This window comes from Pseudomonas sp. 2848 (assembly GCF_003253945.1).
Lineage (GTDB): Bacteria > Pseudomonadota > Gammaproteobacteria > Pseudomonadales > Pseudomonadaceae > Aquipseudomonas.
On record NZ_QKZD01000001.1, the window covers coordinates 157,679 to 177,745 of the forward strand.

Sequence of the window (20,067 nt, forward strand, 5' to 3'; positions counted from 1 at the left end):
CCGCTCCCACGCCTGATAAGCCACCTGGCGTGGGAGCGGGCTTGCCCCGCGATCGGTTTCAGATCAGAACACGTTCAGCGGGTAATCCACGATCACGCGGAATTCGTTGTTGTCCTGAATGTTCGAGTACGCCGCGTTGGCCCGGTGCGTGGCATAGCGCAGCAGCACCGACAGGTCCTTCATCTGACCTTCCTGGAACACATACTTCACGTCGAAGTCGCGCTCCCAGTGCCGGGCATTTTCGCCGTCGGCGTTGTAGAAGGCGTAGTACTGGGTGTCCTGGCTGGCCTTGGTCAGGTCGGCCTTGCCGCGCGAGTACGACAGCGAGGTGCTCAGGCCTGGGATGCCGAGGCCGGCGAAGTCATAGTCGTACTGCAGCTTCCACGAGCGCTCGTTCGGCGCGTTGAAGTCCGAGTACATGCGCGAGTTGTCGAGGAAGATGCTGTCGCCCAGGTTGATGTAGTCGAACGGCGTGTCGCCATTGACCCGCTGGTAGGCGGCGGTGACGCTGTGGTACCCGGCGGCGACGGTGAAGTGCACGCTCCAGGTGTTGTTGTCGATGCTGCCCAGCTTCGACTGGCCAGTGTCCTGGGTGTGATAGAAGTGCACGCCCGGGTTCAGGCTGACCAGGTCGTTGACCGCGTAGGTGTAGTCGAAGTCGGCGTAGTACTGGTTCCAGATGTCCTTCAGCTCGGCGGCGTAGAGGTTGGCGGTGACGCCCTCGGTGCCGCTCCACGACGCGCCGGCCCAGCTCAGGTTCTGGCTGTCCTGCTCGGGCGTCTGGTTGCTGTAGTAGGTGTTGATGCGGCGGTGGCCGCTCTGGTTGTACGGCTTGGTGAAGCTGACCTTGCCGCCTTCGAGCATCAGCCCGTCGATGCTGTTGTTGGTCAGCGCGACGCCGCGGAAGGTCTGCGGCAGCATGCGGCTTTCGCCACCGGCGATCACCGGGTTGGTGAGGAACAGGTCACCGGCCTTGAACTCGGTGTCGAAGCCCTTGAGCTTGATCGCGCCGCCGGCAGTGGAGAAGGCGTGGCGCGCCTTGTCTTCTGGCGCGCTCGGCAGGATCGAGGTGCCGGCGCGGCCATCACCGCCGTCGAGCTTCAGGCCGACCATGGCGTGGGCGTCGAGGCCGAAGCCGATCACGCCAGGCGTGTAGCCGGACTCGAAGCGTGCGACGGCGCCCTGGCCCCACTCGCGCTTGTCCTTGATCGAGGCATTCTTCTCGTTGCGATTGAAGTAGGCATTACGCAAATGCAGGTTCAGCGTGGAACCCTCGATGAAGCCATCAGCCTTGTCTTCATCGGCCTGTGCGGCCACGGGCATCGTTGCGGCCAATGCAACGAACAACGGGGTGAAACGAAACGCGAAAGACACCGGTACAAACTCCTTTGGTCAAGCGATGGGGCAGTTTTTTATTGTCGTGTCTGCAAGTTCTTATTAGAGACGTAACAGCCAGGCTGAGATTTCCGACGCATAAAAAAAGCCGCTGAAAGGCAGCGGCTTTGAAAGGCTAACATATCGTCACAGGCAGTGCCCATGGTGTAGCCCAGGGAAAACTGGAAACAGCTGGCGTGGCCGGTCAACTATCGGCATCGGTATCGACAGATACCTTGGAAGCGGTCTGCTGTGCGTCTTTAGCCGCAGCGGACTGCTGCGCGGCGTAGGCGTCACGCGCCTCCTGGTGAACCGCGGCGAGTTCGGCGTTGCGGGCGACGAAGGCCGGGGATTCTTCCGCCATGGCCAGGGGCGACAACAACAGGGAAGACAGGACGAAAACGCTGGCAATACCCATACTGTTGGACATTTGGAACAACCTTCTTGCGGGGCAAGTGCTAATGGAGACGGGGCTAAAGTTAGTCCTGTAAACAGCGTGGAAACAGAGGCTGTTCAGATAAGCACTGTTGCGCAAAAAGTAATGATCGCGAAAAAAACACTCACACTTTTACCGCAAACCCGCGTAGTTGAGCGCTTGGCAAGTTGATACCGAAGGTATTGGCCCCGGCCTCGCTGTGCACGAAAACACTGCCGCCGTGCATCAGGGCGATTGCCTTGACGATGGCCAGGCCCAGTCCGTGGTTGCCGCCGCCGCTGTTGGCGCGGGCCGCATCCACCCGATAGAAGCGCTCGAACAGCATCGGCAGGTGTTCGTCGTCGATCGCCGGCCCCGGGTTGCTCACCGCGATGCTGACTTGCTCGTCATCCGCCTCGATGCGTACCTGGATCGCCTGGTGCGGCGCGGTGTGCTGCACGGCGTTGTTCAGCAGGTTGATCAGCGCCCGGCGCAACTGGGCCTTTTCGATGCAGGCCTGGGCATCGCCGCTGACGGTGACGCTGACGTGGGCGTCTTCGAGGATGTAGTCGAGGTAGTCGAGGGTGGTGGCCACTTCCTCGGCCAGTGAGGCCTGGGTAAGGGCGGTGGCCTTGCTGCCCTGGTCGGCGCTGGCCAGGAACAGCATGTCGTTGATGATGCTGCGCAGGCGCTCGAGTTCTTCAAGGTTCGATTGCAGCACCTCGAAGTAGTGCTCGGCGCTGCGCCCGCGGGTGAGGGCGACCTGGGTCTGGCCGATCAGGTTGGTCAGCGGCGAACGCAGTTCGTGGGCGACGTCGGCGTTGAAGGCTTCCAGTTGCGAGTAGGCCTGGCTGACGCGGTCGAGGGCGGCATTGAAGGTGCCGGCGAAGCGCGCCAGTTCGGGCGGCAGGTCGCGGGTCTGCAGGCGACCGTCCAGGCGTGGCGGCGCCAGGGTCTGGGCTTCTTCGGAGAGGGCGAGCAGGGGCCGCAGACCAATACGCGCGACCCAGTAACCGAGCAGCGAGGCCAGCAGCACGCCGAAAGCCGCCAGGCCAACGATGGCCACCAGCAGGCTGTGCTGGGCCTGCCAGAAGGTTTCAGTGTCGATGCCGATCAGAAAACGCAGGGGCGGGCGCTCACCCTGCGCGGGCAGCTCGCTGACCAGCACCTTGTAGGGGTAGGGGCTGTCGGACAGGCGCAGCTCGCGCATGCCTACAGGGCCCTTGGCGAAGCCGCGCACCTGTTCGCTGGGATGGCCGTACTCGAAGGCCGGGTCGCCGCTCACCACCCAGAAGCGGATGCGCCGGTCTTCTTCGCTCAGCAGGTTGAGCTTGTTGTTGATCTTGGCCCAGTGCTCGGAGGTGCCGAAGCGGTTGAGGGTGGATTCGAGCACGCTGAAGCGTGCGTCCAGTTCGGCCGCTGGCAGCAGGTCGAGGCTATGGTCGACCTGGCGGTACAGCGCGCTGCCGATCAGCACGAACACGGCCAGGGCGACCATGGCGAACAGCGCCGACAGGCGCAGGGCGATGGAGTTGCTCGGTTTTGTGTGCAAGCGCTTCATGCCCATGTGCCCTTGGGGATAGCGTGGGAGCGGGCTTGCCCCGCGAACACCGGCCAAGCCGGTGCCATCCACGGCGCCGCCTGCATCGCGGGACAAGCCCGCTCCCACGCTATCAACGAAATGCGCGCAGCGCCCCTGAGGCTACCCACGATGTTCCAGGACATAGCCCATGCCTCGAATGGTATGCAGCAGCTTGTTGTCGAACGGCCCGTCGAGCTTGGCGCGCAGGCGCTTGATCGCTACCTCGACGACATTGGCGTCACTGTCGAAATTGATGTCCCAGACCAGTTCGGCGATCGCGGTCTTGGACAGGATCTCGCCCTGGCGCCGGGCCAGCACGCTGAGCAGCGAAAACTCCTTGGCGGTCAGGTCCAGGCGCTGGCCGGCGCGGCTGGCCTTGCGCGCCATCAGGTCGATCCACAGGTCGGCGACCTGGATCTGCAACGGTTCATGAACCGCGCTGCGTCGGGTCAGGGCCTGCAACCTGGCCACCAACTCGAGGAACGAGAACGGCTTGCCCAGGTAGTCGTCGGCGCCTTCGCGCAGGCCGTGGATGCGGTCCTCGACCCGCTCGCGGGCGGTGAGCATGATCACCGGCGTCTGCTTGCGCGCCCGCAACGCACGCAGCACCCCGTAACCATCGAGGCCAGGCAGCATCACGTCGAGCACGATCACCGCGTAGTCACCTTCGAGGGCCAGGTGCAGGCCGTCGATGCCGTCGCGTGCCAGGTCGACGGTAAAGCCCTGCTCGGTGAGGCCGCGATGCAGGTAGTCGGCGGTTTTTTCTTCGTCTTCGATGATCAGCACACGCATGGTCTTGTCTCAACTGGCGGTCGGCGCGGGGGCGACGGTGGCCCGGCGGCGGTGGAACAGGCGCTCCAGGGCCAAGTATATGACCGGGGTGGTGAACAGCGTCAGGGCCTGGCTCACCAGCAGGCCGCCGACCACGGCGATGCCCAGTGGCTGACGCAACTCGGCGCCGGCGCCGAAGCCGAACATCAGCGGCAGTGCGCCGAGCAGCGCGGCCAGGGTGGTCATGATGATCGGGCGGAAGCGCACCAGGCACGCCTGGTGGATCGCCTGCTCCGGCGTCATGCCGTGGTTGCGCTGGGCTTCGAGGGCGAAGTCGATGAGCAGGATGCCGTTCTTCTTGACGATGCCGATCAGCAGCACCACGCCGATCAGCCCCATGATGGTGAAGTCCTGGCCCATCGCCCAGAGCAGGATCAGCGCGCCCAGGCCCGCCGAGGGCAGGGTGGAGATGATGGTCAGCGGGTGCACGAAGCTCTCGTAGAGCACGCCAAGGATGATGTACACCGCCACCAGCGCGGCGAGGATCAGGTAGGGCTGGCTCGACAGTGAACTCTGGAAGGCCTGGGCGGCGCCCTGGAAGTTGCCGGCGATGGCGTCGGGCATGCCCAGTTCGCGCTGGGTGCGTTCGAGGATCTGCACCGCATCGCCCAGGGCCACCCCGGGGGCCAGGTTGAACGACAGGTTGGCCGCCGGGAACAAGCCGTCGTGGCTGATCGACAAAGGGCCGGTGCTGGGTGGCGCGACATGGGCCAGGGCCGACAACGGCACCATTTCGCCGGACAGCGGCGAGCGCAGGTAGAAATAGTTGAGGCTCTCGGCCTTGCCGCGCTGGCGGGCGTCCAGTTCGAGGATCACCTTGTACTGGTTGGTCTCGGTCTGGAACTCGCTGATCTGCCGCTGGCCGAAGGCATCGTACAGCGCCTGGTCGACGTCGGTGGTGGTCAGGCCGAAGCGCGCGGCGGCTTGGCGGTCGATATCGATGCGGGTGACGCTGGCGCCCAACTGCAGGTCGTTGGACAGGTCACGGAACGCCGTATTCTCGCGCAGGCGTTCGGTCAGGCGCTGGGTCCACAGGTTCAGCGCGACGCCGTCATTGCTCTTGAGCACGTACTGGTACTGGGTGCGCGACGGCCCGGAACTGAGGTTGATGTCTTGCCCTGCACGCAGGTACAGGACGATGCCGGGAACCTGCGCCAGTTTCGCGCGCATGCGGTCGATCCATTCGCTGGCCGACACATCGCGTTCGCCACGGGGCTTGAGGGAGATCCAGAAGCGCCCGTTGGCGATGGTCTGGTTGCTGCCGGTGACACCGACCGAATGGGAGAAGGCGCGCACCGCCGGGTCGGCCTCGATGATCTTGGCCAGGGCCTTGTGCTTCTCGATCATCGCGGGGTAGGACACATCGGCCGCCGCCTCGCTGGTGCCGAGGATGAAACCGGTGTCCTGCAACGGGAAGAAGCCTTTGGGGATGGCCACATAACCGACCACCGCCAATGCCAGGGTCAGGCCGAACACACCGAGGGTGACGCGCTGGTGCGCCAGGGCTCGGTCCAGGCCCTTTTCGTACCAGCGCACCAGGCGCTGGCCGAAACCGTCATGCTGTGCCTCGGGGCGGCGCATGCACAGCGCGGCGAGGGTCGGTGCCAGGGTCAGCGAGACCACCACCGAAATCAGGATGGTCGCGGTGGCGGTCAGGGCGAATTCCTTGAACAGCCGGCCGACCACGCCGCCCATGAACAGCAGCGGAATGAACGCGGCGATCAGCGAGAAGCTGATCGATACCACGGTGAAGCCGATCTCGCCGGCGCCCTTGAGCGCGGCCGTGCGGCTGTCGTCGCCGGCCTCCAGGTGGCGGTGGATGTTCTCCACCACGACGATGGCATCGTCCACCACGAAACCCACGGCGATGACGATGGCCACCAGGGTGAGGTTGTTGAGGCTGAAGCCGAACAGGTACATCAATGCGCAGCTGGCGATCAGCGACACACCGAGCACGCTGGAAACGATGAAAGTCGCCGACCACTGGCGCAGGAACAGCGCCATCACCCCGATCACCAGGGCCACGGCGATCAGCAGGGTCAGTTCGACCTCGTGCAGCGAGGCGCGAATGGTCTGCGTGCGGTCCTGCAGCACCGACACTTCGACCGCTGCCGGCAGCATTTCCTGCAAGCGGGGCAGGGCAGCCATCACCCGGTCCACGGTGTCGACGATGTTCGCCCCGGGTTGGCGGAAGATCACCAGGTTCAACCCCCGCTGTTCGCCGGACCAGGCCCTGACGTAGGCGTTCTCGGCGCCGTCGATCACCTTGGCGACGTCGGCCAGGTGCACCGGGGCGCCGTTGCGGTAGCTGACGATCAGCTTCGCGTAGTCCTCGGGGTGGAACAGCTGGTCGTTGGCGGCGAGGGTCGACACGCTGTGCTCGCCGTACAGCGCGCCCTTGGCCAGGTTGAGGCTGGTCTGCTGGATGGCCTGGCGGATGTCGGCCAGGGTCAGGCCGATGGCGGCGAGCTTCTCGGGCTGGGCCTGCACGCGGATGGCCGGGCGCAGTTGCCCGGTGATGTTGATCAGGCCGACGCCGTCGATCTGGCTGAGCTGGCGGGCCAGCAGGGTCTCGGCGTAGTCGCTCAGTTGGTTGCCGGGCATCTGCGCCGAGCTGACGGTGAGGATCAGCACCGGGCTGTCGGCGGGGTTGACCTTGCGCCAGGTGGGCGGGCTGGGCAGGTCCTGGGGCAGGCGCGCGGTGGCGGTGTTGATCGCCGCCTGGACCTCCTGGGCGGCGGTGTCGATGTTCTTGTCCAGGGTGAATTGCAGGATCAGGTTGGTCGAGCCCAGGGCGCTGCTGCTGGTCATCTGGGTCATGCCGGGGATGGCGCTGAACTGCACCTCCAGGGGCGTCGCGACCGACGAGGCCATGGTCTCGGGGCTGGCGCCGGGCAACTGGGCGGTGACCTGGATGGTCGGGAAGTCGGCCTCGGGCAGCGGCGCCACCGGCAGGCGCGGGAAGGCGATGGCACCGAGCAGGACCAGGGCGAAGGTCAGCAGCAAGGTGGCGATGGGGTGGTCGATGCACCAGGCCGAGACCCCGTTGCGGGTGTTCATGGCTGGCTCCTGCTTTCGGCCATTTCCGCGGGGGCAGGGGTGTCGGGGGTGACCTCCACGGTGCTGCCGGGCTTGAGTCGCGACTGACCGTCCAGCACCAGGCGATCGCCGGCCTTGACCCCGGCAATGACATTCAGCGTGCTGTCCTGGTACACCACCTTGACCGGTACGGCGCTGACCTTGTCGCCGTCCAGACGGTAGACGAAGTGGCCGTCGATGCTGCGCTGTACCACCGGTGGCGGCACCACCAGGGCGTCCTCGTCCACCGCTGTGCGCAGGCGCACGGTGACCAGCTGGCCCGGCCACAGACGTCCGTCCTGGTTGGCGAACTCGGCCTTGACCCGCACCGTGCCGGTGGTGGCCGAGACCTGGTTGTCGATCAGCATCAAGTGCCCCTTGGCGAGCAGGCTGCGTTCGCCGTCGGCGTCCAGGTAGGTCTCCACTTCGGCGGGCGTGGTTGAGTTCAACAGGCCCTGCAGGACTGGGAGCTGCTGTTGGGGCAGGGCGAATTCCACGGCGATCGGGTCGATCTGGGTGACGTTGAACAGGCTCTGGGTGTCGCTGGTGCGGACCAGGTTGCCAGGGTCGACGTTGCGAATGCCGACGCGACCGCTCACCGGCGAGCGGATCTGCGTGTAGCTGAGCTGCACCGCGGCATTGTCGATGGCCGCCTGGTTGCCCTTGATCGTCGCCTGCAACTGGTTCACCAGCGCCTGCTGCTGGTCGAGGGTCTGCTTGGACACGCCGTCGTCGCTGCTCAGCAACTGGTAGCGCTTGAGGTTGACCTTGCCCACCTGCAACTGCGCCTGGGTCTGGCCGAGCTGGGCACGGGCCTGGTCGAGGTTGGCACGGATCGCCCGGTCATCGAGGGTGGCCAGCAGGTCGCCCTGCTTGACCCACTGGCCTTCCTTGACCAGCACCTGTGTCAGCACGCCCTCGACCTGCGGGCGCACCTCGACGCTGTGCAGCGACAGCACCGAGCCGATGGCGCTGAGGTAGCGCGGCACGTCCTGCTGGGCCACGGCGATCACTCGCACCGGTATCGTGCTGGCGGCGCGGTTGGCCGGCGCTTCGCGGCGCGACCCCAGCCAGGCGCCGATGGCGACCAGCAGGACCAGGGCCAGGGCGGCGAGTACGAGGAGGCGGGACGGACGTCGCATCGGGTGGGCACCTTGGCCGGAGGGCAGGGGGATGGATTGGCTGGTTACAGGGTTATAGCGCGCCGACCGGGTCGGCAGCGTGACGCCAGGCTGTCACGGCTGTCAGTTTCGGTGGGTTGATGGCCAAGTGCCAATATCCTGCCATGGATCAATGTTACGTCGGCGTTTGCCCCTAGAGTCGTACGCCCTGCCGATCTCCCGTACAACAACGAGTGCCTCCGATGAAGTGCAATATGCCTGTTACCGGTCGCGAAGTGGATTACCCCGGCGACGCCAACATCCTGTCCACCACCGACCTGGACAGCCGCATCACCTATGCCAACGACGATTTCCTGCAGGTCAGCGGTTTTCTGCGCGAGGAGCTGCTGGGCAATCCCCACCACATCGTCCGCCACCCCGACATGCCGCCCCAGGCCTTCGCCCAGATGTGGCAGTCGCTCAAGGCCGGGCGCTCGTGGATGGGGCTGGTGAAGAACCGCTGCAAGAATGGCGATCACTACTGGGTGAGCGCGTTTGTCTCGCCGATCAGCAGCGGCGGGCAGGTGCTGGAGTACCAATCGGTGCGGACCAAGCCTGGCACTGAGCAGGTGGCGGCGGCCGAGCGTGCCTATGCGCGCTTGCGCGAGGGCCGGCGTGGCTGGCGCGAGCGCCTGCCGGTGATCGGGTTGGGCACCCGCTTGTCGCTGGCGGTCGGCGCCGTGCTGGCGCTGGTGCTGGGCGCCCGGCAGTGGTGGCTGGGGGCACCGTTGCTGGAATCCGTGTTGGAGGTGGCGGCGGCGGTCGGCTTGAGCAGCCTGGCGATCCGGTTGCTGTTACGCCCGTACGAGCGGCTGCGCCGACAGGCCCAGGCGATTGCCGACAACCCACTCAGCCAACGGCTGTATACCGGCCGGCGCGACGGCCTGGGGCAGATCGAGTTCGCCATGCGCATGCTCAAGGCGCAGCTGGGCGCGGTGGTCGGCCGTATCGGCGACACCTCGTCGCGCCTGGCCGGGCATTCGGGCTCCCTGGCCGAGGCACTGCACAGCAGCCACGCCAACAGCCTGGAGCAGCAGAACGAGGCCGACCAGGTGGCCACGGCGATCCAGCAGATGAGCGCCAGCGTCGCCCAGGTAGCCAGCAGCGCGCAGATGGCGGCGATGGCGGCCGACCAGGCGGAAGACGAGACCCAGTCCGGGCATCAGCTGGTCGACCGCAACCGCTGCGCGATCCAGGACCTGGCGGGCTCGCTGGTGGAGGCCAGCGAGGTAATCCAGCAACTGGAAAACCACAGCAGCGAGATTTCCGGGGTGCTTGATGTGATCCGTGGCATTGCCGAGCAGACTAACCTGCTGGCGCTCAACGCCGCCATCGAGGCGGCGCGGGCGGGTGACCAGGGGCGGGGGTTCGCGGTGGTCGCAGACGAGGTGCGTGGCCTGGCCCAGCGCACCGCGCAGTCGACCCACGATATCCAGCGCATGATCGGCGCCCTGCAGGATGGGGCTCGCGCGGCGGTGCAGGTGATGCAGCAGAGCAGCGCGCATGCCGGGCACAGCGTCGAGCAGGCGCAACTGGCCAGCGACGCGCTGGACAGCATCAGCGTGCGGGTCAACCAGATCAACGAGATGAGCCTGCAGATCGCTGCGGCGGTGGAGCAGCAGAGCCAGGTCAGCGAGAACATCAACCGCAACATCAACAGCATCCGCCAGGCCAGTGAGGCGACGGTCAGCGTCGGACAGCGCAGCCACAGCAGTGCCAGTGACGTGGCGGACCTGGCCAAGGACCTGCGGCGACTGGCGGATGAGTTCTGGCGGCGTTGTCAGTGACTGACTGAGTTGTCTGTGCCGGCCTTATCGCGGGGCACCTTGGTACTTGGCGTGGGCTTGCCCCGCGATTGGATCTATCTAGAAACCGATGAACGCATAGTAGGCCGGCGCTTCGCCCGTCACCTGTAGCCGATGTTCCTGCAGACCGGCCGCAAGCGCCTCGTCCTGCACATGCACAGCCCACGGTCCATCGACCGCCCGCGGCGCCTGCTCCAGCACCGAGGCAAACGCCGCCATGTCCGGCAGCCAGGCAGTAAATCCATTGCCCTTCAGAGCGCTGGTGGTCATCCCCAGCGCCTGACAGATCGCCACCTTGGCCGCGATATCGTCGCGATCGGCCTGGCGTGAGGCCTCGATCAGGGCACGCAGTGCCTCATCCACTGGCAGGTTGCCGTGAATCAGTTCCGGCCCTTGCGTCCAGGCTTCGGGCGGGCAGTCCTTGTTTTCCGGGCGCAGCGGCAGGTGCGGGTTGATCTCCGCCGGGTAGATACGACAGACCAGCGGGCGGCCTTCATAGATACCGCACAGGTCGTTGTCATCAAGGTTGCGGCAGCGCCCTGGATTGAACGCGGCGAAGGTCACCGAGACCTGCAACTGCGCGTCACCGCATGGCACCGGGTGCGAACGGCGCAGCACATGCTCGCGCTGGTCCGTCGGCATGCCAGGGCCATCGGCGAGAAAACCTTCGATCAGCACCACCACCTGACCACCAGAGATCGCCCACTGCCGGGCCTCGGCAAGCGTCAGCGGCACATGATGGCCCGTGCAGCATTTGCCGCAGCCGGTGCAGGCGAAGCGAATACTGTCGCTCATCGCTTGCCGGCTTCCCATTCCGTGGTGAAGGCTTGCTGGCGTTGGCGGTCATAGAGGCACAGCTCCGTACCGGTGCGATTCTGCATGTGCTTCTGGGGGTAGGTGCCCTCGAGCAGCAGCGCGCTGTAACCGACCTGGTCGTCGAACTCGGCGGGTTTGCCCAGGGCGTGGGCATCCTTGAGCTGGCTGGCGCCCAGACAGGCCTTGAGCATGTGCTGGCGTTGGTCGCTCCAGGCATGGGGCGTAGAGGCTTGGGCGTAAACGGTAAGCAGCGAAAGGCTAAGCAGTATCGAACGTAGCATGGGCATGACCTCAACAAGAGAGGGAATTATGCCTTCCCATGAACGCAACGCAAATTGCGATTTTTCTTACGTATTTAGCTGAAAGCAGAAACTTTATTAGCAACCATTACCCGCGCTGGAAAGAGGATGATTCGTGGCTATACCTGTATGGATTCGAAAGCCAAAGGGCAACTGTGAGGTCATGGAATGCGTTTCGAGGGATCATTCGCGCAACTGAAGGAGCGCCTGGAACTGTTGGCGCAGGTTGGAACATGGAAGGAACTTAACCCTAACCAGTATGAGTTTCGCACCCATAGTGGTGGCGTGATGTCATGGTATCCGGGCACGGGTGAATTGGGTTTCCAGGGGCAGCCGGAGTCTTCCCTGGAGCTTGAGCAGTTGGTAAGAGGCATGCTGTCACAGGACGGTGAAGCCATGCCCGATGCCAGGCCTATCATGGAGAATCTTGCACACGCTCCTGAATTCATGAATATGTCATTCCTGGATGATTCCTATGCGGATTCCGAGTTGGTTCTGGGATTCGTCGGGGCACTGGGAACGGACCTAAAAGTGGTCTGCCAAATTGTCGAAGATCGGCTCAAGGCGTTTCGCTATACCGCCCATTGCATACGTATATCCACTGATGTCATTACAAAGATCGGCGATGTTCCGCAGACCGAGAATCGCGTTGAGCGTATTGACATGTACATGCGTGAGGGTAATCGATTAAGGGAGGTGTCGGGGGATAATTCGATATTGGCATTAGGCGCTGCTGTCGCCATCAGCCAATTGAGATACCAGGAAAGCAAGGCGGAGCCGGGCAGAAATGCCTATCTGATAAATTCATTGAAAACGCCGTTTGAGGTGCAGCGATTACGGAAGATTTATGCCGGGGGGTTTTTCTTGATCGGCGTGCATGCGGACCATGAGCGTAGAAGCCGTTATCTTCTCGACGACCTACGGTTGACCAAGGAGCAGGCGGCGGATCTGATCTCACGGGATGAAAACGAAAAAGAACCACACGGGCAGCACACTCGAGACACTTACCATTTGTCTGACTTCTTTGTCAGCTATGATGGAAATTTAGATGCCCTGAAGAATCAGATCTGGCGCATTCTGGATTTGTTGTTCGGCAAGCCGTATGTCACCCCCACTTTCGATGAGTATGCGATGTTCATGGCCTTCTCTGCTTCACTGAGGTCGGCCGACCTGTCACGGCAGGTCGGTGCTGTATTGACCAAGCACGACTGTATCATCGCAACAGGGGCTAACGATGTACCCAAGGCAGGCGGCGGCCTGTACTGGCCGACCAGGAACGATGCACATGAAATTGTGGATGAGGAGGATGGAAGGGACTACAAGCGAGGCGAGGATTCAAATGCCATGCAAAAAAAGGAAATAATAGAAAACATCATCCGTTCACTCCCCGAGCACTGTCGGGATGAAGTGGCGCCCTTGATAAAAAATAGTGGAATAAAAGATATAACCGAGTATGGCCGGGTTGTCCATGCGGAAATGGAAGCGCTGTTGTCATCTTCCCGGATGGGGGTAAGTGCGGTCGATAGCACGTTGTATTGCACCACCTACCCTTGCCATAACTGCGCAAAGCACATCATCGCCGCTGGTGTTGATCGTGTGGTGTATGTCGAGCCCTATCCAAAGAGTAAGGCGCAGAAATTTCATTCGGACTCGATTTCTCTGGAGCGTTCGCGTAAAGGGGTGTTTTTTGATGCCTTCATAGGTGTTGGGCCAAGAAGTTTCTTTGATCTGTTTTCCGTGAATCTGGGTAGTGGCTACGCTGTCATACGTAAGACCGAGGATGGGCAAGCGGTTGACTGGAGTGAAGCAAATGCTAAATTGCGAACCCAGATGCAGCCTTGCTCATACATCGATCGCGAATATATGGCCGGGCACACTTTGTCAACGTACTTATTAGGTGATTCCGATGAGCGGAAGTAAAGAGGAATTTCTTCGCTACCTCGATGAGTGCCGCGAAAAGGTCCAGCAATGGCCGGCCTGGAAGCGAGAGGCTGTAAAGGCACCGAACCGAGAGCCAGTCGTTTTCAGGGAAGCTTCGCAGACCCGCCCTCAGTCGACGAATAGCCGCTGAATCTTCAAGAGCCGTGCACGAGTGTCCTGTCTCGGAAATAAGCTGTTCACTTTTGGCGGCGTCTTGGGCGCCCGGCCTGCGTTGCCACTCCTCGCCATAGCCCTGCTATGACTCGTCGCGGCGCCTTGCCCGAACACACAAGCCACTCGCCAAAAGAGAACGTATTTCCGAGACAGGACACTCGCATGGCTCTTCACTTTCTGGCTTTCAGCGCTCCTCGAACACCACCGCCCGCGCCGCCGTTACCAGGCAGTTGGTCAGCTCCGGCGAGGAGAACTTGGTGAGAATGGCATTGGCCCCGGCCAGCTTGGCCTTGTCACCGCTCATCGCGCTGTCCAGCGAGGTGTGCAGCAGGATGTACAGGTGCTGGAAGTCCGGGGTTTCACGCAAGGTGCGGGTGAAGGCGAAGCCGTCCATCTCGGACATCTCGATGTCCGAGACGATGATGTTGATCTCTCTGTCGGTGCCTTGCAGCTCCAGCAGCACATTGATCGCATCCTTGGCGCTGCGCGCGGTGTGGCACTCGATGCCAAGGTTGCGCAGGGTGTGCACCGACTGCTGCAACGCGACCTGGCTGTCGTCCACCACCAGGATGTTGGCGGCGGCCAGCAGGCTTGCATCTTCTTCGCTGACTTCCCCCGGGTGCGGTTCGTGGGGCGGCGGGGCGATGCCGTGGATGACCTTCTCGATATCCAGCACCTGCACCAGGGTGTTGTCGACCCGGGTGACGCCGGTAATGAACGAGCGGTTGCCCGAGCCGTAGGGTGGCGGCTTGATGTCGGTGCTCAGGCAATGGACGATGCGGCTCACCGCTTGCACGTGCAGGCCCTGGCGCGAGCGGCTGATCTCGGTGACGATCAGGCAGCCGCCGTCGGGGTCGGCCAGGGGCATTTCGCCGATGGCGCGGGACAGGTCGATCACCGACAGCGAGTTGCCACGCAGGGTGGCGACGCCTTTGACGTGCGGGTGGGACTCCGGCAGTTTGGTCAGCGGCGGGCAGGGGATGATCTCGCTGACCTTGAGCAGGTTGATTGCCATCAGTTTGCCGCTGCGCAGGGTGAACAGCAGCAGGGACAGCGAGTCCGCGCGGGCTTTTTGCGTGGCCATGGACAACCTTCGCTATGAATGAGGGGGAGGATGCCGGGTTATCGGCTTTCTGGCGCCAGGCTTTAGCTTAGTTTGCTATTCGCTCTGTATGGGGCTGCTTCGCAGCCCCATCAGCGCAGCCCCAAGCGCTTGGCCAACCGGCTCAGGTTGGCCCGATCCAGCCCCAGCTCCCGGGCTGCGGCTGCCCAGTTGTCCTGGTGACGATCCAGACATGCTTCGACGATCTGCCGCTGATAATCATCCACCGCCTCGCGCAGCCCCCCCTCGGGCAGCGGCGCGTCAGCCGACGGTGCCTCGGTTTCTGCCAGTATGCTCGGCGCCACGTTGCGCAGGTCGAGGTCCGCCGCTTCCAGGGTGAGGATCTTCGGCCGCCGTCCGTGCTGCCCCAATGCCTTGAGCGCCGAGCGACCGATCAGGTGTTCCAGTTCGCGCACGTTGCCCGGCCAGCCGTACGCCAGCAGGGCGGCCTGGGCGTCGGTGGACAGCCGCAGGCTCCCCAGCCCCAGGCGCGCGCGGTTCTGTTCGAGGAAAAAGCCCGCCAGCAACAGCACGTCGCGGCCTCGCTCGCGCAGGGGCGGAACTTGCAGCGGGTAGACGCTCAACCGGTGGTAGAAGTCGGCGCGGAAGTTGCCATTGCGCACCTCTTCGGCCAGGTCGCGGTTGGTCGCGGCGATCAGGCGTACATCGACCTGATGGTCGCGGTCCGAACCCAGGCGTTGCAACTGCCCGCTCTGCAACACCCGCAGCAACTTGGCCTGCACCGCCAGCGGCAGCTCGCCGACCTCGTCGAGGAACAATGTGCCGCCGTTGGCCAGCTCGAACTTGCCGCGGCGTTCACCATGGGCGCCGGTAAAGGCGCCGCGCACATGGCCGAACAGTTCACTCTCCACCAAGGTGTCGGGCAGCGCGGCGCAGTTGAGGCTGACCATCGGCTTGCCGGCACGCTGGCTGGCATGGTGCAGGGCCTGGGCCACCAGTTCCTTGCCGACGCCGGTCTCGCCGGTGATCAGCACGGTCAGGTCGCTACCGCCGACCAGGCGGATCTCCTCGACCAGGCGCTTGTGTGCCTTGCTCTGGCCGATCAGTTCGCGGTCCTGGCCGCTGGCCTGGCGATACACCTCGGCGCGCTGGTGTTCATCTTCGGCGCGCAGGGCCAGGTGCTCGATGCGCTCGGCCACGGTTACCGTGGCGGCGGCCAGGCTGGCGAAGGCCTGCAGGGCGTCGAGTTCGAGGCTCTGGAACTGGCCGGCGGTGAGCGCGTCGAGGGTCAGCAGGCCCCACGGGCGTTCGTCGACCATCAGCGGGCAGCCCATGCAGTCGTGCACCTCGAGATCCACATGGGCGGCGTCGACCAGGCCGTCGTAAGGGTCGGGCAGCGGGCTGTCGCTAGGGAAACGGGTGGGCTCGGGGCGGCTGAGCAGGGCCTGGAAGCGCGGGTGCTCGCTGACCCGGAAGCGTCGGCCCAGGGTGTCCGCCGACAAGCCATCCACCGCTAGCGGTACCAGCCATTCGCCGTCCAGGCGCAGCAGCGCCGCGGCATCGCATGGCAGCAGATCGCGCATGGCCTGCAGCAGCCGGCGGTAGCGTTCCTGGTCGGGGAGGTCGCGGGACAAGTCGCTTACCAGAGGGAGGAGGGCAGTGAGCAGGGGCTTTGCAGTCATATGGACTCCTGTTGGTCGGAATGACTATACGCCTGAGTGTGTCCTTTTGACATCGATCAATGAAAACCCCCGGTTTTACTGACGATCAAAGTTGGCACGATTGCTGAAATGGTCTACGCAACCATTCGAAGCCTCAGGCTCAGGAGTTGTCGTAATGCTCAATGCCGAACAACGTGCAATCATCAAAGCCACCGTGCCCCTGCTGGAAAGCGGTGGCGAGGCCCTGACCACCCACTTCTACAAGATGATGCTCAGCGAGTACCCCGAGGTACGTCCGCTGTTCAACCAGGCCCATCAGGCCAGCGGCGACCAGCCGCGTGCCCTGGCCAACGGCGTGCTGATGTACGCCCGGCATATCGACCAGCTCGAGCAGTTGGGCGGCCTGGTAGGCCAGATCATCAACAAGCACGTCGCCCTGCAGATTCTCCCTGAACACTACCCGATCGTCGGCAGCTGCCTGCTGCGCGCCATCGAGGAAGTGCTGGGCAAGGAGATCGCCACGGCCGAGGTGATCGCTGCCTGGGCGGCGGCCTATGGCCAGCTTGCCGACATCCTCATCGGCGCCGAGGAGAACCTGTACAAGCAGAAGGAAGAGGCTGCCGGCGGCTGGCGCGGCACCCGCGAATTCCGCCTGGTGCGCCGCGAGCAGGAAAGCCGCGAAATCGTCTCGTTCTACTTCGCGCCGGTCGATGGCAAGCCGGTGCTCAAGGCCGAGCCGGGCCAGTACATCGGCCTGAAGCTGGAAATCGATGGCCACGAGCAGCGTCGCAACTATTCGCTGTCGGCCCTGTGCGACGGTGAGCAGTACCGCATCAGCGTCAAACGCGAGGCGGGCGGCAAGGTCTCCAACTACCTGCATGATGGCTTGATGGTCGGCGATACCCTGCAACTGTTCCCGCCTTCCGGTGACTTCACCCTGGTCGCCAGCGACAAGCCGCTGGTGCTGATCAGCGGCGGTGTGGGTATCACCCCGACCCTGGCCATGCTTGAGGCGGCCCTCGGGACCGAACGCCCGGTGCACTTCATCCATTGCGCGCGCAACGGCGCGGTGCATGCCTTCCGCGACTGGATCGATGGCCTGGCGGCGCGTCACCCGCAACTCAAGCGCTTCTACTGCTACGCCGAGGAGGATGGCAGCCAGGCTGCCGACGCAGTGGGCCTGCTGGACCAGGACCTGCTGGCCGAATGGCTGCCGCGTGAGCGCGATATCGACGCCTACTTCCTCGGACCCAAGGGCTTCATGGCGGCGATCAAGCGTCAGCTCAAGGGCTTGGGTGTGCCGGAAGGGCAGAGCCGCTATGAGTTCTTCGGGCCTGCGGCGGCTTTGGAGTGAAGCGCTGAGCCCATCGCGGGGCAAGCCCGCTCCCACGAAGCCCAGGATGGCGGCGTGGGAGCGGGCTTGCCCCGCGATGGACTTCATCCCAATCGCTGCGGTTCGGCGTTCTGTCGGGCCGCCAGCACAAGGATGCTCCCGGCCGTGGGTAATCGAGAACGAAGCGGACGATGACATTCGACGCTGTCCGCCTGGCCGAGCGCCGAACCGCAGCGATTGGGCCTAACCGATCTTCTATATAAGGAAGCGGTGAACGCGGTTACACCCGCTTTCATCTTTAATCCTCCTTTAATCACTGTATCCTTCACTCCCAGGTGTCGAGGGGCCTGCTCCTGCCCGGCACCTGGGCTGGCGCATTTTTCACGCGCGTCAGTGAACCGAAACCGACCCGCTCGGTCCTAGGTCATCAGTGGATAGCCGCGCACGCCCCCGCTCGATGCATTCAAAGGTCATCTCCAGCGTGTAGACTGGGCGCCCCTCGGGCAGCCCGCGCTGTCACTCTCCATCGAAGGAATCGGCAATGAACGAACTCTCATCGCGCCTGAATCGGGAACGGCGCTTTCTGGTGCTCCTCGGCGTGATCTGCCTGGCGCTGATCGGCGGCGCCCTGTACATGCAGGTGGTGCTGGGCGAGGCACCTTGCCCGCTGTGCATCCTGCAGCGCTATGCCCTGCTGTTCATCGCGATCTTCGCCTTCATCGCCGCCGCCATGCCCGGGCGCCGCAGCCTGACCTTCTTCGAGGCGCTGGTGGTGCTCAGCGCAATCGGTGGCATCGTTGCCGCCGGCAACCATGTGTATATACTCGCCAACCCCATGGTCAGCTGCGGTATCGACACCTTGCAGCCCATCGTCGACGACCTGCCGCTGGCCAAGCTCTGGCCGCTGGCGTTCCAGGTCGATGGGTTCTGTTCCACGCCCTACCCGCCGATCCTCGGCCTGTCCCTCGCGCAATGGGCGCTGGTGGCGTTCGTGCTGACGGCGGTGCTGGTGCCCCTGGGCATCTACCGAAACCGTCGCCGCGCTTAGACCAAAGTCCCGAATTGACCTGGGTCTATTGCGCGGCGAGATAAGCTGCAAAGGGCCCCCGATGATTGATCCAGGTCAGCCACCAGCCCTTGCGCGGCAAGGGTTTCAGGGCTACTGCGCGGGGTGCGACAAACTGTCGCGAAGTTGATTTTTTGACCAGTATTGTTACGCATTCTGTAAAAGACTGTTGCTCAATAAGTCATAGTCATCGTGGGGCGACCTATCTACAATCGCCCCCAATTTCCGTTCGGCACTGCTTGCGAGTCGCAGGATTGATGGGAGCCGCAGCGCTTTCCATTTGCTGACTTCGACAAGTTTCGCCCAACGGCGATACCGGGCGGACACCCCTCCGCGTTTTCCCGCACCAAATGGACTTGGTCTGAAGTACAGGCCTGTTGCCTACGAAACCATAAGCACCGCCAAACCGCTTGACGCCAAGATCCAGCAGTCGGATCCCTGGCAGGGGCGAGTACGGGCGCCAATTGCCGCACTTGGCAGGACGAAGTGTTGGCTACCAAAACACAAATTGCATTGAAGCAAGCTGATCTAGAGGTCGTGAGATGAGTAAAAAGCGTTACCCCAGACTGTTTGGCATATTGCCCTTTTTAGGCATGCTTTTACTCAGTGGGTGCAACTGGACCCTGCTCGATCCGAAGGGCCAGGTCGGCATTGAGCAGAAGAACCTGATCCTGATCGCCACCGGCCTGATGCTGCTGGTGGTCGTGCCCGTGATCATCATGACCCTGGCGTTCGCCTGGAAGTATCGCGCGTCCAACAAGGCCGCCACCTACACCCCCGACTGGTCGCACTCGACCAAGATCGAGGCCGCGGTGTGGATCATCCCGATCCTGATCATCATCGCCCTGGGTTACTTCACCTACCACTCCACCCACAAGCTGGACCCGTACCGTCCACTGGATTCCGATGTGAAGCCGGTGCAGATCGACGTGGTCGCGCTGGACTGGAAATGGCTGTTCATCTACCCGGAACAGGGCATCGCCACGGTCAACAAGATCGTCTTCCCGGCCAACACCCCGGTCAACTTCCGCGTGACCTCCGACGCCGTGATGAACTCCTTCTTCATCCCGGGCCTGGGTGGCCAGATCTACGCCATGGCTGGCATGACCACCAAACTGCACCTGATCGCCAACGAGAACGGTGAGTTCGACGGTATCTCCGCCAACTACAGCGGCGCCGGCTTCACCGGTATGAAATTCAAGGCAACCGCCACTTCGCAAGCCGACTTCGATGCATGGGTCGCTGAAGTGAAGGCTTCGCCGAAGAAACTGGACCAGGCCGAATACGACGCCTTGGCCAAAGCAAGCGAAAACAACCCAGTCGCGCTGTACAGCGAGGCTCCGGCTGACCAGTTCCAGCGCATCGTCGACAAGTACGAAGGCATGAACCGCGGTCGTCCGAACCACGAAGAAGCAGGCAGCAAAGACCTGGCCACTACCAAGGGTGTGGAATCGAGTATGCAACCAGCTGCCGGTGCAGAGGAGTAAGAG

At 63.4% G+C, this 20,067-nt stretch carries 15 protein-coding genes and 1 pseudogene; 6 read left to right on the forward strand and 10 right to left on the reverse strand.

All coding sequences use genetic code 11. The features are described 5' to 3' along the window. Positions 1-63: 63 nt before the first annotated feature. From DFS21_RS00795 to DFS21_RS00820, 6 genes are all read right to left on the reverse strand, one after another. Positions 64-1,374 carry an OprD family porin gene (locus DFS21_RS00795; protein WP_110700577.1) on the reverse strand — a complete coding sequence of 437 codons (1,311 nt, stop codon included), beginning with the start codon at positions 1,372-1,374 and terminating at the stop codon, positions 64-66. Positions 1,375-1,579: 205 nt separating this feature from the next. After that, entirely contained in the window at positions 1,580-1,804 is a 225-nt protein-coding gene (locus tag DFS21_RS00800) for a hypothetical protein (protein WP_023631633.1), read from the reverse strand. A gap of 130 nt (positions 1,805-1,934) precedes the next feature. Then, positions 1,935-3,350, reverse strand: a complete 1,416-nt coding sequence (locus tag DFS21_RS00805) for a heavy metal sensor histidine kinase (protein WP_111531695.1) — start codon at positions 3,348-3,350, stop codon at positions 1,935-1,937. Between the two features lie 141 nt (positions 3,351-3,491). Beyond that, positions 3,492-4,163, reverse strand: coding sequence for a heavy metal response regulator transcription factor (locus DFS21_RS00810; RefSeq protein WP_110700573.1), 672 nt, complete (start codon positions 4,161-4,163; stop codon positions 3,492-3,494). A gap of 9 nt (positions 4,164-4,172) precedes the next feature. Next, positions 4,173-7,262: a multidrug efflux RND transporter permease subunit gene (locus tag DFS21_RS00815; protein ID WP_111531696.1), complete on the reverse strand. Its 3,090-nt coding sequence runs from the start codon at positions 7,260-7,262 to the stop codon at positions 4,173-4,175. Next, on the reverse strand, positions 7,259-8,422 hold the full coding sequence (locus tag DFS21_RS00820) for an efflux RND transporter periplasmic adaptor subunit (RefSeq protein ID WP_102682495.1): 1,164 nt from the start codon (positions 8,420-8,422) through the stop codon (positions 7,259-7,261). The genes DFS21_RS00815 and DFS21_RS00820 overlap by 4 nt, the downstream gene beginning before the upstream one ends. Positions 8,423-8,655: 233 nt before the next feature. Between DFS21_RS00820 and DFS21_RS27165 the strand changes: the two are divergent. Both DFS21_RS27165 and DFS21_RS00825 read left to right on the forward strand, forming a co-directional pair. Next, a pseudogene (locus tag DFS21_RS27165) lies at positions 8,656-8,925 on the forward strand (PAS domain-containing protein); the annotation flags it as partial. 195 nt (positions 8,926-9,120) lie between these two features. After that, positions 9,121-10,227, forward strand: coding sequence for a methyl-accepting chemotaxis protein (locus tag DFS21_RS00825; RefSeq protein ID WP_371926759.1), 1,107 nt, complete (start codon positions 9,121-9,123; stop codon positions 10,225-10,227). Positions 10,228-10,305: 78 nt separating this feature from the next. Here DFS21_RS00825 and DFS21_RS00830 read toward each other — a convergent pair whose 3' ends face one another. Then, positions 10,306-11,040, reverse strand: a complete 735-nt coding sequence (locus DFS21_RS00830; protein WP_111531698.1) for a YkgJ family cysteine cluster protein — start codon at positions 11,038-11,040, stop codon at positions 10,306-10,308. Then, on the reverse strand, positions 11,037-11,348 hold the full coding sequence (locus DFS21_RS00835; protein WP_110700563.1) for a hypothetical protein: 312 nt from the start codon (positions 11,346-11,348) through the stop codon (positions 11,037-11,039). Before DFS21_RS00835 ends, DFS21_RS00830 begins: the two co-directional genes overlap by 4 nt. 180 nt (positions 11,349-11,528) lie before the next feature. Here DFS21_RS00835 and DFS21_RS00840 point away from each other — a divergent pair, with 180 nt between their 5' ends. Beyond that, on the forward strand, positions 11,529-13,280 hold the full coding sequence (locus DFS21_RS00840) for an anti-phage dCTP deaminase (protein WP_111531699.1): 1,752 nt from the start codon (positions 11,529-11,531) through the stop codon (positions 13,278-13,280). Between the two features lie 358 nt (positions 13,281-13,638). Here DFS21_RS00840 and DFS21_RS00845 read toward each other — a convergent pair whose 3' ends face one another. Together DFS21_RS00845 and norR are read right to left on the reverse strand one after the other, a co-directional pair. Further along, positions 13,639-14,538 carry a chemotaxis protein gene (locus tag DFS21_RS00845; protein WP_102682490.1) on the reverse strand — a complete coding sequence of 300 codons (900 nt, stop codon included), beginning with the start codon at positions 14,536-14,538 and terminating at the stop codon, positions 13,639-13,641. A gap of 110 nt (positions 14,539-14,648) precedes the next feature. Further along, a complete protein-coding gene (gene norR, locus DFS21_RS00850; protein ID WP_102682489.1) occupies positions 14,649-16,199 on the reverse strand; it encodes a nitric oxide reductase transcriptional regulator NorR in 1,551 nt (516 codons plus the stop codon). A gap of 154 nt (positions 16,200-16,353) precedes the next feature. Between norR and hmpA the strand changes: the two genes are divergently transcribed. The 3 genes from hmpA (at position 16,354) to cyoA (ending at position 20,064) form a co-directional block, all read left to right on the forward strand. Continuing rightward, a complete protein-coding gene (hmpA, locus tag DFS21_RS00855) occupies positions 16,354-17,532 on the forward strand; it encodes an NO-inducible flavohemoprotein (protein ID WP_111531700.1) in 1,179 nt (392 codons plus the stop codon). Between the two features lie 520 nt (positions 17,533-18,052). Further along, a complete protein-coding gene (locus DFS21_RS00860; protein ID WP_023629873.1) occupies positions 18,053-18,559 on the forward strand; it encodes a disulfide bond formation protein B in 507 nt (168 codons plus the stop codon). Positions 18,560-19,119: 560 nt separating this feature from the next. Then, positions 19,120-20,064 carry a ubiquinol oxidase subunit II gene (gene cyoA, locus DFS21_RS00870; protein ID WP_102682486.1) on the forward strand — a complete coding sequence of 315 codons (945 nt, stop codon included), beginning with the start codon at positions 19,120-19,122 and terminating at the stop codon, positions 20,062-20,064. The last annotated feature ends 3 nt before the right edge of the window (positions 20,065-20,067 follow it).